The sequence below is a fragment of the Pseudomonas orientalis genome, assembly GCF_022807995.1.
Taxonomy (GTDB): Bacteria; Pseudomonadota; Gammaproteobacteria; order Pseudomonadales; family Pseudomonadaceae; genus Aquipseudomonas; species Aquipseudomonas orientalis_B.
This window is the reverse complement of sequence record NZ_CP094351.1, coordinates 4,610,327-4,623,253: the sequence shown is the minus strand read 5'-3', so window position 1 is coordinate 4,623,253 and position 12,927 is coordinate 4,610,327. Positions and strand designations below refer to the sequence as shown.

Here is a 12,927-nt window from a genome sequence, read left to right as displayed (position 1 = left end):
TGAATCAACTGGTCCGATGATCCAAACGACCCCCTGCCATCCCATGAGCCGTGGGCGTTTGATCAGCATAGACTCTCAGGTCGCCACATCCGTTAGCCTGGAGTTCTATACATGCATCCCCGCGTTCTTGAGGTCACCGAACGGCTTATCGCCCGCAGCCGCGCCACCCGCGAGGCCTACCTTGCGCTGATTCGCAGCGCCGCCAGCGACGGTCCGATGCGCGGCAAGCTGCAATGCGCCAACTTCGCACACGGCGTGGCCGGTTGCGGCACCGAGGACAAAAACAGCCTGCGCATGATGAATGCCGCCAACGTGGCAATTGTTTCTTCATATAACGACATGCTCTCGGCGCATCAGCCGTACGAACATTTCCCCGAGCAAATCAAGAAAGCCCTGCGCGAAGTCGGCTCGGTCGGCCAGTTCGCCGGCGGCACGCCCGCCATGTGCGACGGCGTGACCCAGGGCGAGCCGGGCATGGAGCTGAGCCTGCTCAGTCGCGAAGTCATCGCCATGTCCACGGCGGTAGCGCTGTCACATAACATGTTCGACGCCGCGCTGATGCTGGGCATCTGCGACAAGATCGTGCCCGGCCTGATGATGGGCGCGCTGCGCTACGGTCACCTGCCGATGATCTTCGTGCCCGGCGGGCCGATGCCGTCGGGGATCTCCAACAAGCAGAAGGCCGATGTGCGCCAGCGCTACGCCGAAGGCAAGGCCAGCCGCGAAGAGCTGCTGGAGTCGGAGATGAAGTCCTACCACAGCCCCGGCACCTGCACTTTCTACGGCACCGCCAATACCAACCAGCTGTTGATGGAGGTCATGGGCCTGCACCTGCCGGGCGCTTCGTTCGTCAACCCGTACACGCCGCTGCGTGATGCATTGACCCGCGAGGCCGCGCATCAGGTCACCCGCCTGACCAAGGCGAACGGCAACTTCACGCCCATCGGCGAAATCGTCGACGAGAAGTCCATCGTCAACTCCATCGTTGCCCTCAACGCCACGGGCGGGTCCACCAACCACACCCTGCACATGCCGGCCATCGCCATGTCGGCGGGCATCATCCTGACCTGGCAGGACATGGCCGACCTCTCCGAGGTGGTGCCGACCCTGTCCCACGTGTACCCAAACGGCAAGGCCGACATCAACCACTTCCAGGCGGCGGGCGGCATGTCGTTCCTGATCCGCGAACTGCTCGAAGCCGGCCTGCTCCACGAAGACGTCAACACCGTGGCGGGCAAGGGCCTGAGCCGTTACACCCAGGAGCCGTTCCTGGTGGACGGTGAACTGATCTGGCGCGACGGCCCCATCGAAAGCCTCGACGAAACCATCCTGCGCCCCGTGGCCCGTGCGTTTTCGCCGGAAGGCGGCTTGCGTGTGATGGAGGGCAACCTTGGCCGTGGCGTGATGAAAGTGTCTGCAGTGGCACCGGAGCATCAAGTGGTCGAAGCTCCGGCGGTGGTGTTCCAGGATCAGCAGGACCTGGCCGATGCCTTCAAGGCGGGCCAGTTGGAAAAAGACTTCGTTGCGGTCATGCGCTTCCAGGGCCCGCGCTCCAACGGCATGCCCGAATTGCACAAGATGACCCCGTTCCTCGGCGTGTTGCAGGACCGTGGTTTCAAAGTGGCGTTGGTAACAGACGGGCGTATGTCCGGCGCCTCGGGTAAGATTCCCGCCGCGATCCACGTCAACCCCGAAGCCCAGAGCGGCGGGCCGCTGGCGCGGGTCCAGGATGGCGATATCATTCGCGTCGATGGCGTCACCGGCACCCTGGAGGTCAAGGTGGACGCTGACGTATTTGCAGCGCGCACGCCTGCCACGGGCTTGCTTGGCAATAACGTGGGCGCCGGTCGCGAGTTGTTTGCATTCATGCGCTTGGCCGCAAGCTCCGCAGAGCAGGGCGCCAGCGCCTTTACCTCTGCCTTGGAGACGCTTAAGTGAAGTTAGCGCTGGTCGGTGATATCGGGGGTACCAACGCCCGTTTTGCGTTGTGGCGGGATCAGGCACTGCATTCGATTCGTGTGCACGCCACAGCGGACTATGTCAGCCCTGAAGACGCGATCAGGTTCTATCTGGCAGAAGAAGGCCTGAACCTCGGCGATATCGGCGCAGTTTGCCTGTCGGTGGCCGGGCCGGTCAGCGGCGATGAATTCAAGTTCACCAACAACCACTGGCGCCTGAGCAAGACGGCGTTTTGTCAGGCGTTGCAGGTGGATGAACTGCTGCTGGTCAATGACTTCTCCGCCATGGCCCTGGGCATGACCCGCCTGCAGCCCGATGAGTTTCGCGTGGTATGCGAAGGTACGCCGGAACCGTTGCGCCCGGCGGTGGTGATCGGCCCGGGCACCGGCCTGGGTGTCGGTACCCTGCTGGACCTTGGCGCAGGGCGTTTCGCGGCATTGCCGGGGGAGGGCGGCCATGTCGACCTGCCCCTGAGCAGCCCGCGCGAAACCCGGCTATGGCAGCACATCCACAACGAAATCGGCCACGTCAGCGCCGAAACCGCGTTGAGCGGTGGCGGCTTGCCGCGCCTGTATCGGGCGATCTGTGCAGTGGACGGGCACACGCCGGTGCTGGACACACCCGAGGCCATCACGGCGGCGGGCCTGGCGGGCGATCCGGTGGCGATGGAGGTTCTGGACCAGTTCAGCATCTGGCTGGGGCGGGTGGCGGGCAACAACGTGCTGACCACCGGCGGGCGTGGCGGCGTGTACATCGTGGGCGGGGTGATACCGCGGTTTGCCGACTTTTTTATCAACAGCGGTTTTGCCAAAAGCTTTGCCGACAAGGGCTGCATGAGTGACTACTTCAAAGGCATTCCGGTGTGGTTGGTGACGGCGCCGTATTCCGGGTTGACTGGGGCGGGTGTGGCGCTTGAGCAGGCATTTGCTTAGGCTGTGAGGGCCCCTCGAGGGCAAGCCCTCTCCCACATTTGCCTGCATTCCAAATTGTGGGAGCGGGCTTGCCCCCGATGAGGCCCTCAAGAACACCCCACAACCACAAGGAGGACCCCGTGAGCGCAATCAGTAAATCGATTCTCCTCGTCGATGACGACCAGGAAATCCGTGAATTGCTGCAGACCTACCTCAGTCGCGCCGGCTTCCAGGTCCGTGGCGTGGCCGATGGTGCGGGGTTCCGCCAGGCGATGAGCGAGGCGCCGTGCGACCTGGTCATCCTGGATGTGATGTTGCCGGATGAAGACGGTTTCAGCCTCTGCCGCTGGGTTCGCCAGCACCCGCGCCAGGCGCAGGTGCCGATCATCATGCTCACCGCCAGTTCCGACGAAGCCGACCGCGTGATCGGCCTGGAACTGGGCGCCGATGACTACATCGGCAAGCCGTTCAGCCCCCGCGAGTTGCAGGCGCGGATCAAGGCGCTGCTGCGCCGCTGCCAGTTCGGCCAGGAGCGCAGCAGCGGTGGCGAAGTGCTGGTGTTCGACGAATGGCGCCTGGATACGGTCAGCCACCGCCTGTTTCACGTGGACGGCGAAGAGGTGATCCTCTCCGGTGCCGACTTTGCCTTGCTCAAGCTGTTTCTCGACCACCCGCAACAGATCCTCGACCGCGACACCATCGGCAACGCCACCCGTGGCCGCGACCTGATGCCGTTGGACCGCATCGTCGACATGGCCGTCAGCCGCCTGCGCCAACGCCTGCGCGATACCGAGAAACCTGCGCGGCTGATCCGCACCGTGCGCGGCAGTGGCTATCAACTGGCAGCCAGCGTGGTTGCCGGCAATGCCCACTGACCACCTGAGCGAACGCCGCCGCCGTTTTCCCGTGCCCCGCTCGCTGCTGGGGCGCATGTTGTTGCTGACCTTACTCGCCGTGTTGTTCGCCCAGGCGCTGTCCAGCGTGATCTGGCTCTCGCAACTGCGCGCTACACAGTTGGAAGGCCTGGTCACCAGCGCCCGCAGCCTGGCGCATTCGATGACCGCCAGCGTGAGTTACTTCCGTTCACTACCGGTGGCCTACCGCCCGCTGGTGCTCGACCAGTTGCGCAGCATGGGCGGCACGCGGTTTGTGGTGACCCTCAATGATCGCCCGCTGGACATGCAGGTATTGCCCGAAACCCCGCGCAAGCAGGCGGTGCTGGTGGCCGTGGACGACGTGTTGCGCCAGACCCTCGGCGCCGATGTGCATATCTCGGTGGAGTTCGTCAGCGCCGAGGACCTGCGCATCTTCAACGCCGGTCTCAAGCTCGACGAACTGCCGCGCTCCTGGGCCCACTACGCGCTGACCCTGGAGCCGGTCAACCCGCCGGTGCTGGTCACCCAGATTCAGCTTGCACAGGGTGAATGGCTGTACATTGCCTCGCTGTTGCCCGAACCATACACCAGCCTTGAAGAGCAGGGCCTGCCGGCGCAGCAAGTGTGGTTTATCGTGTTGACCAGCGGCTTCCTGCTGCTGTTTATCGGCCTGCTGGTGCATTGGCAAAGCCGACCACTCAAACGCCTGGCGCGGGCGGCGCGGGACATGTCCCTCGGGGCGGACGTGGAGCCGGTGGCCGAAGGCGGCGGCAGTGAAGTGGTGGAAGTGGGGCGTGCGTTCAATGCCATGCGTGAGCGCATCAGCCGCTACCTGACCGAGCGCAGCCAGCTGTTCAGCGCGATCTCCCACGACTTGCGCACCCCCATCACGCGCCTGCGCCTGCGTGTGGAATTGCTTGAGGACGAGAACCTGCAAACCAAGTTCGGGCGTGACCTGGATGAACTGGAATTGCTGGTCAAGGGCGCGCTGCAATGCGTTAAGGACACCGATATCCACGAGAATATCCAGGCGGTGGACCTCAATCATGTACTCGAATGCCTGGTGGAGCCGTACCTCGCGCCCAACGGCAACGGACGAGTGACCCAGCATGGGCAGGCCCTGACCACCTACCCGGGCAAGCCGCTGGCGCTCAAGCGCTGCATCGGCAACCTGATCGACAATGCGCTGAAATACGGACAGAACGCGCATTTGCACATCGAGGACGATGGCGCTGAATTCATCCTGCATGTGGACGACGAAGGCCCCGGCGTGCCGGAACAGCGCCTGGAGCAGGTGTTCGAACCGCACTTTCGCCTGGCCGGGCAGCAGCAAGGGTACGGCCTTGGCTTGGGCATCGCCCGTAACATTGCCCACAGCCATGGCGGTGAAGTGAGTTTGCAGAATTTGCGCGAGGGTGGATTGCGGGTGACCTTGCAACTGCCCCGCGGCCTTGACTGAACATACGCAGGACCAAATGTGGGAGGGGGCTTGCCCCCGATTGCGGTGGGTCAGCTACACATTGGCTGACTGACACTCTGCTATCGGGGGCAAGCCCCCTCCCACATTTTGATCTTCATCAGGTCAGATGCTTTGGCGCAGCCTGGCCAGGTCTCTAAGTGGCGGCGCACCAAACAACCGGCTGTACTCCCGACTGAACTGCGACGGGCTTTCATACCCCACCCGATACCCCGCCGCCGAGGCCTCCAGCCCTTCGGCAATCATCAGCCGCCGCGCCTCCTGCAAGCGCAGTTGTTTCTGGTATTGCAGCGGGCTCATGGCGGTGATCGCCTTGAAACGGTGGTGCAGGGTCGAGACGCTCAGGTTCACTTCCCGGGCCAGATCATCGATGCGCAGCGGCTGTTCGTAGTTGCGGTTCAGCCAAGTGATTGCCTGGCTCACCCGATGGCTCTGGCTGTTGGCGACGGCGATTTCATACAGGCGATAGCCTTGGGGGCCACGCAACAAACGGTAGAGAATCTCGCGGTTGATCAGCGGCGCAAGCATCGCGATATCTTTGGGCGTGTCCAGCAGGCGTGTCAGGCGCAGCACGGCGTCGAGCAGTTGATTGTCGATGCGATCGACATACATGCCACGGGACGTAGGACGCGACGGCACGCCCATCGGACCGGCTTCGGCAATCAGTGCGGTGAGCTGGGCCGGGTCGATATTGATGCGCACCGACAGGTTGGGGTCTTGCGGGGTGGCGTCGATAATCCGTCCGGCCACCGGCATGGCCACCGAGAACACTAAATAGTTGAGCGGGTCGTAGGCGAAGATTTCGTCGGCCAGGCGCACTTCCTTGCTGCCACTGGCGAGGATGCACAGCGCCGGCTCCACCAGCACCGGCATGAAGTCGCGCGGCGTGTTGTGGCGGTTCAGGTACAGCGAGGTGATCGCCGTGCCGTAGGAACCGTCTTCCCAGGTATGGCGGTGCACAATGCTGGCCAGTTCGGCACGCTGCTTTTCCATCTCGGCATCGAGGGGAGTGGGCTTGAGGTCGGGCGACGGCATGGGGCGTCCTCTACACGCGGGTTTGATGGGGCTCAGCTTAGCGGTAGGTTTTCAAAAGTGTTACGTCGATTCTGCACAATCCTTGCCTGATCCTGCGGCCTTTCGTGAATCAGGCAATCAACGCGGCTGTCATCTCCCTGAAATAAGCCGTTGGGGCGTGGAATAAAACGCCAGCTCAAACGTCCTGCCTACGCTTTTCGCAGGATTGTGCAATAAGCCGGCAGTAATCGACTAACCACGCCGATACCGGCGCCGCTATCTTTGATCCTGTGGCAACACGCCCTCACAGTGTTTGCCGAGCATCACTTCTCAACGGGAGAGTCGAACATGTCCACCCCCATTCCCGCGAGCCATATGGCCTTTATCCGTGCCCGTAGCGGGTGCAGCACCGAGCTGGGTGCACGCTTGAGCAGTTTGATCGAACCAGGCCGACAGGCTGAGGGTTGCCTGCAATTTTCGTTGCAGCATTCCCAGAGCGATCCCGATGTATGGCTGATTTCAGGCCTCTGGAGCAGTGAGCAGGCGATGAGCGCCTACTTCAATTCCCCGGCCCTGATGATCTTCACCGAATTGTTGAACGACATGATCGTGCGCAGCATGGACTTTCAGACCTATACCGATGCATCCGCCGTCAACGTCTACGGCGAGTACCTGCAACTGGCGGGTTAGGGTTTAGAATGACCGGCTTTCCACTGGTCAGGACCTGCAACATGGCACGTAAACAATTTGCCCACCACGAAGCCGTTTCCGCCGTCGTACCGGGAGAGAGTGGCTACAGCGCCGCCGTTGCCGTCAAGGCACTCGATGGCATGGGCGCCCCGAGGTTTCACAAGATCCTGGACGGTCAGACCTTCAAGACCGCGTCCGATGCCGACGATGCGGCGGCGGCGCAGCTTGAGTATCTGATTGATGTGGATGCGGAAGGCCAGCTGATTTGGGACTAAATGTGGGAGGGAGCTTGCCCCCGATAGCGGTTTGTCAGCCAGCAAATTTGCAACTGATACATAGTTATCGGGGGCAAGCCCCCTCCCACATTTGAGTGCATTTCAGTCAGGGTTTTGTAGCGCCTGGTCGGTACATTTTGAACAGCGCTTCAGGGCCCAACTGGAAATAATCCGCCGGGCCACCCCCGCGCAGAATCGGCTCGGCGGCGGCCGTGTCGTAGATGCCATCCTTGAGCAACCACTTGGCAATATGCACCGCGACCACTTCGCCCAGCACCAGCCAGCTCGGCACCAGCTCCTTGTCGGCGCGTTGCAACTGAATGATCTGCGTCACCTTGCATTCGAACGATACCGGGCTCTCGCCCACCCGCGGGACGCCGACGATTTTCGACGCCACCGGCGTCAGGCCGGCCAGCTCGAATTCATTCACGTCCGGCGAAACGGCCGCGCAACTCTGGTTCATCTGCTCGGCCAGCGGGCGGGTGGCCAGGTTCCACACGAATTCGCCGGTCTGCTCGATATTGTTCAGGCTGTCTTTGCGCCCGACGCTGGAGAACCCAATGATCGGCGGAATGTAGTTGAACGCGTTGAAGAAGCTGTAGGGCGCCAGGTTCAGGCGACCTTCGCGGTCGTGTGACGAAATCCAGCCGATCGGGCGCGGGCCGACGATGGCATTGAACGGATCATGGGGCAGGCCGTGGCCGTTGGCGGGTTCGTAGAAGTGGATATCGTCGGACATGGGCCGGTCCTGCTCTCGGTTTCGGGGCAAACATCATACCCAATGTGGGAGGGGGCTTGCCCCCGATAGCAGGGTGTCAGTCAGTAATATATTGACTGAACCACCGCTATCGGGAGCAAGCCCCCTCCCACAGGTTTTATCTCATCATCCCGTTAGTCCGTGGTGATCCGCGAATGCTTGCGGGTGTCCCTCATGGTCACATAGACCATCAACGACACCGCAATACACGCCGTCACATACCAGTAGTAACCGGTCTCCATGCCGATGCTCTTGAACCACAGGGCGATGTATTCAGCGGTGCCGCCGAAGATCGACACGGTCAGGGCATACGGCAGGCCAACGCCCAGGGCGCGGATTTCGGTCGGGAACAGCTCGGCCTTGACCACGGCGTTGATCGAGGTATAGCCGCTGACGATGATCAGCGCCGCCATGATCAGGAAGAACGCGCCCCACCAGGTCTGGATGGTGTGCAGGGTGGTGAGGATGGGTACGGTAAACAGGGTGCCAAGGACGCCGAAGGCAATCAGGATCGGGCGCCGGCCAATCTTGTCCGACAGCCCACCTACCAGAGGTTGCAGGCACATGAACAGAAACAGCGTCGCCGCCGAGATGGTGGTCGAGTCGGAGATGCTCATGCCGACGGTGTTCACCAGGTATTTCTGCATGTAGGTGGTGTAGGTGTAGAACGCCAGGGTGCCGCCCATGGTCAGGCCGACCACGGTGAGCAGCTCCTTGGGGTGGCGCATCAAGGTGCGCATCGCGCTTTCCTTGGCTTTTTCCTTTTTGGTGAACGACTCGGTCTCTTCCATGCCGCGACGCAGGTACAGCGCAACCACTGCACACAGGGCGCCGATAGCGAACGGGATACGCCAGCCCCAGGCATACAGCTGTTCGGTGGTCAGGGTTTGCTGCAGCACGATCAGCACGCCCAGCGCGATGAGCTGGCCGGAGATCAGGGTGACGTACTGGAAGCTGGAATAGAAACCACGACGTTCCTTGGTTGCCATCTCGCTGAGGTACGTGGCGGAGGTGCCGTATTCCCCACCCACCGACAGCCCCTGCAGCAAGCGCGCAAATACCAGCAGGATGGGCGCACCGATACCGATGAGCTCATAACTTGGGCTCAGGGCAATCAGCAGTGAGCCGAAGCACATCAGGTAGACCGACGCCATCAGGGCTTTTTTACGCCCGACCTTGTCGGCGTACAGGCCCATCAGCCAGCCGCCGATAGGACGCATCAGAAAGCCCACGGCGAAGATCGCGGCGGTGTTGAGCAATTGGGCGGTGGTGTCGCCTTTGGGGAAGAAGGTCTTGGCGAAGTACAGCGAGAAGGCGGCATAGACGTACCAGTCATACCACTCGACCATGTTGCCGACGGAGCCGCTGAAGATCGATTTGATCCGGCTGGAGGTCGTGCGTTCTTTCGCCGGCGCAGTCGCCGACCCCAGAGGCAAGGTATTGGAGTTATCCATTGAAGGATCCTTCATCTAGTTGTTTTTATGGAGCGTGCTTGAGCACTGCCTGGCTGGGGCTGTAGCAGAAGCTGTGCCAGGTGGATGAAGGCCCGGGATAGAAGGGTTTCAAGATTTTTTTGAGCGGAAAGTTGCTGATGGTTTTCAAGTGATGAGCGGAAATCCGCTTATGGCTGCTGACCTCATCGGGGGCAAGCCCCCTCCCACACTTGAATGCGTTCACAAACCAAAATGTGGGAGGGGGCTTGCCCCCGATGGCGATCGGAAGACCGCTAGAGAAACATCTCCCTCACCAACCCATGCCGCTGCATCTTTTCATTGAGCGTCCTACGTGGCAGTTGCAGCTCCGCCAGCACCGCCTTGATATCGCCTTTATGTCGGGTCAGCGCGGCTTTCAGACAATGCGCCTCGAAGGCTTCCTGTTGCGCCGCCAGCGATTGCCCGGCCTCGACCCCCTCGGGTTCCGGCTCGCCAAGCCCCAGTACCTGGCGCTCGGCGACGTTGGCCAACTCACGTACGTTGCCCGGCCAGTCATGGCTGAGCAGGCGCCCCAACTGCGGCCCGCTCAAGGGCTCCACATGGCGGCCCAGACGCTCGGCAGCGCTTTGCGCAAAATGTTCATACAGCAACGGGATATCTTCGCGCCGCTCGCGCAACGCTGGCAGGCGCAGTTGCGCGACGTTCAGGCGATACGCCAGGTCTTCGCGAAAACGCCCGGCACGGGCTTCTTCCAGCAGGTCCGGCTTGGTAGCGGCGATGATGCGCAGGTCTACATTGATGCTCTGGTTGGAACCCAGGCGCTCCAGTTTCTGCTCTTGCAGCACGCGCAGCAGTTTTACCTGTTGAGCCAGGGGCATGCTTTCGATTTCATCGAGGAACAGCGTGCCGCCGTGGGCATATTCAAGCTTGCCGATACGCTTGCCCTGGGCGCCGGTGAACGCGCCGCTTTCATGGCCGAACAACTCGGCCTCGAACAGCTGCTCGGGAATGGCCGCGCAATTGAGCGCGACAAACGGCTTCTTCGCCCGTGGGCCGAAATCATGCAGGCAGCGGGCGACCAGTTCCTTGCCGCTGCCGGTCTCGCCACGGATCAACACATTAACCGGCAGCGTGGCCAGGTCCAGCACCTGGCGGCGCAGGTTCTGCAAACTGCGGGATACTCCCAGCAGGCTCGATTCGAGCTGGGCGCGGTGGTCGGCCTGCTGATGCAGGCGGCGGTTTTCCAGGACCAGGCCACGTTTGTCGAGCGCTCGACGCAGGCTATTGAGCAGGGTATCCGGGCTGAAGGGTTTTTCCAGGAAGTCGTAGGCACCGTCGCGCATGGCGTCCACCGCCATAGGCACGTCGCCATGGCCGGTGAGCAGGATAACCGGCAAGTCGGCGTCGCGGCGCTGCACTTCGGCCAGCAACTCAAGACCGCTGAGGCCGGGCATGCGCACATCGCTCAAGATCACGCCGGGGAAGTCCCTGGGCAACTGCGCCAGGCATTCCTCGGCGCGGCTGAACAACTGCACCTCGAAACCCGACAGGCTCAACCATTGTTCGACGGCCGTGCGAATGCTGGCTTCGTCATCGACCACAATCACCGCGTTCAACATAGGTCAGGCGTCTCCAGCGCGACAGGCAAGGTCAAGGTAAACACTGCGCCGTCGCCCCGGTTGCCGGCGATCAGGCGTCCACCCAGTTCGTGGACGATAGCGTAGGACACCGCCAACCCCAGGCCGAGCCCGTCGCCCACCGGCTTGGTGGTGAAGAAGGGGTCGAATACATTGTTCAAATGTTCTTCGGCAATCCCGCCACCGCTGTCGCTGACGCTTAACTGCCAGAGCTGCTCGTCGGCACGCAAACGAATCTCCAGGCGTTTGCGCGGTTTGTCGATCATGGCATCCAGGGCGTTGCGCAGCAGGTTGATCAACACTTGCTCGAGGCGAATCGCGTCGCCGCGTACCCAGGCAGGGCGGGTCAGGTCCAGCGCCAGGCCGATGTGTTCATCGCGCAGGCGCGCGTCGAGCAGGTGCAGGGACTGGTCGACCACGGTGGCCAGATCCAGGCGTTCGCGCAGGCCGCTGGGGCTCTTGCGGGCGAAGGTCTTGAGGTGGCCGGTCAGTGCGGCCATGCGCGTGAGCATGTCATCCAGCGGCGTGAGTGCCTTGTAGGCATCTTCCACGCGGCCGTGGTCGAGCAACAGGCGCAGTGTTGCCAGTTGCATGCGTTGCGCGGTCAGCGGCTGGTTGATTTCGTGGGCAAGGGCGGCGGACATCTGCCCCAGTGCCGCCAGCTTGGCCGACTGCACCAGGCCGTCCTGGGCGGTGCGCAAGGCCTGGGTGCGTTCTTCCACCAATTGTTCGAGTTCTTCGCGGCTGCGCTGACGCAGACGCGCCAGGCGCCAACGTTGGCTCAGGAATAGCACGAGGAACACCAGGGCCAGCCAGGAACCGGCGGCGGCAAGGCCGGCGTTGCGCTGGTCTTCAAAGGGGAACTGGGGTTTGCGCAGCAGGTGCAGGGTCCAGCCTTCGGCTTTGAGCGGCAAGGATTCCCAGATGTAGTTGGCACTGCCGTTGGGACCGTTGACGCGCATCAAGTGGCTGTTGTCGTCGAAGCGCTGCAAGGTACGGATCTCCAGCGGCTGCAGTTGCTTCTTGTCGTATTGGCGGGTGGCCTTGAGTTCAGCCAGGTCGCTCGCTGACAACGGCCGCAGGTTGCGATAACGCCAGCCCGGCTGGTTGGCGATAAACACAATGCCGCGCGCATCGCTGACCAGCAGCAAGTCATTGCCCTGGGCCCATTCGCGTTCCAGTTCGGGAAACTCCAGCTTGACCACCATGGCGCCGAGGAACTGCTCGCGTTCATCGATCACCGCGCTGGAGAGAAAGTAGCCCGGGATGCCGGTGGTCACCCCCACGGCATAAAAGCGCCCGGTGCCCTGGCTCAGGGTCTGGCTGAAATAGGGGCGGAAGGCGTAGTTGTGCCCCACGTAGCTGCTGGGCAGTTTCCAGTTGCTGGCGGCCACGGCCAGCCCGGTGCGGTCCATCAATTCCAGGGTGGAAGACTGCGCGGCGCTGTTGATGCGTTCCAGCTTGCGGTTGAGCAGGTCCTGGGTGCCGGCATCCAGCGGGCCCTTCAAGGCATTGATCATCTCCGAGTCCAGCGCCAGTACGGCGGGCAGGGCGCGGTAGCGTTCGATCAGGGTGTGCAGCGAGTTGCCATAGAGCGTGAGCTGCTGATTGGCGCGGGCGGCATCGTCCACCAGCGCCTGGCGTTCGGCATGGCGTGTGGCCAGGGCGGCAGCCAGCACGGCACCGGCGATGATCAGCAGGGAGTAGAAGGTCAGGCGCAGGGGGCGAGGGATCGCGATCATACGATGATGAACAGGCCGGTAAGGGGCGAGCACCATACCATGAGCCATTGGGTAGTGCAGTGAGGGGGGCTTGCTCCCGATAGCGGTATGCCAGTCAGCCTATCTGGAACTGCCTAACCGCTATCGGGGGCAAGCCCCCTCCCACATTTGACTGCAC

The 12,927-nt window shown here is 62.3% G+C and carries 11 protein-coding genes; 6 read left to right on the top strand and 5 right to left on the bottom strand.

The features are described 5' to 3' along the window. Positions 1–111: 111 nt before the first annotated feature. The 4 genes from edd to MRY17_RS20590 all read left to right on the top strand — a co-directional run bounded on the left by edd (position 112) and on the right by MRY17_RS20590 (position 5,204). A complete protein-coding gene (gene edd / locus MRY17_RS20605; RefSeq protein ID WP_181284841.1) occupies positions 112–1,938 on the top strand; it encodes a phosphogluconate dehydratase in 1,827 nt (608 codons plus the stop codon). After that, on the top strand, positions 1,935–2,891 hold the full coding sequence (locus MRY17_RS20600; RefSeq protein WP_181284842.1) for a glucokinase: 957 nt from the start codon (positions 1,935–1,937) through the stop codon (positions 2,889–2,891). Before edd ends, MRY17_RS20600 begins: the two co-directional genes overlap by 4 nt. Positions 2,892–3,010: 119 nt before the next feature. Next, positions 3,011–3,745, top strand: a complete 735-nt coding sequence (locus MRY17_RS20595) for a response regulator (RefSeq protein ID WP_065935139.1) — start codon at positions 3,011–3,013, stop codon at positions 3,743–3,745. A 31-nt stretch (positions 3,746–3,776) separates the two neighbouring features. After that, positions 3,777–5,204 carry an ATP-binding protein gene (locus MRY17_RS20590; protein WP_243353957.1) on the top strand — a complete coding sequence of 476 codons (1,428 nt, stop codon included), beginning with the start codon at positions 3,777–3,779 and terminating at the stop codon, positions 5,202–5,204. A 123-nt stretch (positions 5,205–5,327) separates the two neighbouring features. Here MRY17_RS20590 and MRY17_RS20585 read toward each other — a convergent pair whose 3' ends face one another. After that, entirely contained in the window at positions 5,328–6,257 is a 930-nt protein-coding gene (locus tag MRY17_RS20585; protein ID WP_191952358.1) for an AraC family transcriptional regulator, read from the bottom strand. Positions 6,258–6,584: 327 nt separating this feature from the next. Here MRY17_RS20585 and MRY17_RS20580 point away from each other — a divergent pair, with 327 nt between their 5' ends. Continuing rightward, a complete protein-coding gene (locus MRY17_RS20580) occupies positions 6,585–6,926 on the top strand; it encodes an antibiotic biosynthesis monooxygenase family protein (protein WP_243352771.1) in 342 nt (113 codons plus the stop codon). A gap of 41 nt (positions 6,927–6,967) precedes the next feature. Beyond that, a complete protein-coding gene (locus MRY17_RS20575; protein ID WP_243352770.1) occupies positions 6,968–7,201 on the top strand; it encodes a hypothetical protein in 234 nt (77 codons plus the stop codon). A 106-nt stretch (positions 7,202–7,307) separates the two neighbouring features. Here the strand turns inward: MRY17_RS20575 and MRY17_RS20570 are convergent, their stop codons facing one another. The 4 genes from MRY17_RS20570 to MRY17_RS20555 all read right to left on the bottom strand — a co-directional run bounded on the left by MRY17_RS20570 (position 7,308) and on the right by MRY17_RS20555 (position 12,770). After that, on the bottom strand, positions 7,308–7,940 hold the full coding sequence (locus tag MRY17_RS20570; protein WP_057723873.1) for a flavin reductase family protein: 633 nt from the start codon (positions 7,938–7,940) through the stop codon (positions 7,308–7,310). Between the two features lie 152 nt (positions 7,941–8,092). After that, positions 8,093–9,412 (bottom strand): MFS transporter, encoded by a 1,320-nt coding sequence (locus MRY17_RS20565; RefSeq protein ID WP_243352769.1) that lies wholly within the window; start codon positions 9,410–9,412, stop codon positions 8,093–8,095. A gap of 272 nt (positions 9,413–9,684) precedes the next feature. Next, positions 9,685–11,010, bottom strand: a complete 1,326-nt coding sequence (locus tag MRY17_RS20560) for a sigma-54-dependent transcriptional regulator (protein WP_181284848.1) — start codon at positions 11,008–11,010, stop codon at positions 9,685–9,687. After that, a complete protein-coding gene (locus tag MRY17_RS20555) occupies positions 11,004–12,770 on the bottom strand; it encodes an ATP-binding protein (RefSeq protein ID WP_243352768.1) in 1,767 nt (588 codons plus the stop codon). The genes MRY17_RS20560 and MRY17_RS20555 overlap by 7 nt, the downstream gene beginning before the upstream one ends. Between the last annotated feature and the right edge of the window lie 157 nt (positions 12,771–12,927).

What these genes read in the sequence shown, in the direction of transcription:
- MRY17_RS20585 (WP_191952358.1), bottom strand. Translation starts at nt 6,257, where the DNA reads ATGCCGTCGCCCGACCTCAAGCCCACTCCCCTCGATGCCGAGATGGAA.
- MRY17_RS20565 (WP_243352769.1), bottom strand. Translation starts at nt 9,412, where the DNA reads ATGGATAACTCCAATACCTTGCCTCTGGGGTCGGCGACTGCGCCGGCG.
- MRY17_RS20575 (WP_243352770.1), top strand. Translation starts at nt 6,968, where the DNA reads ATGGCACGTAAACAATTTGCCCACCACGAAGCCGTTTCCGCCGTCGTA.
- MRY17_RS20555 (WP_243352768.1), bottom strand. Translation starts at nt 12,770, where the DNA reads ATGATCGCGATCCCTCGCCCCCTGCGCCTGACCTTCTACTCCCTGCTG.
- edd (WP_181284841.1), top strand. Translation starts at nt 112, where the DNA reads ATGCATCCCCGCGTTCTTGAGGTCACCGAACGGCTTATCGCCCGCAGC.
- MRY17_RS20580 (WP_243352771.1), top strand. Translation starts at nt 6,585, where the DNA reads ATGTCCACCCCCATTCCCGCGAGCCATATGGCCTTTATCCGTGCCCGT.
- MRY17_RS20560 (WP_181284848.1), bottom strand. Translation starts at nt 11,010, where the DNA reads ATGTTGAACGCGGTGATTGTGGTCGATGACGAAGCCAGCATTCGCACG.
- MRY17_RS20570 (WP_057723873.1), bottom strand. Translation starts at nt 7,940, where the DNA reads ATGTCCGACGATATCCACTTCTACGAACCCGCCAACGGCCACGGCCTG.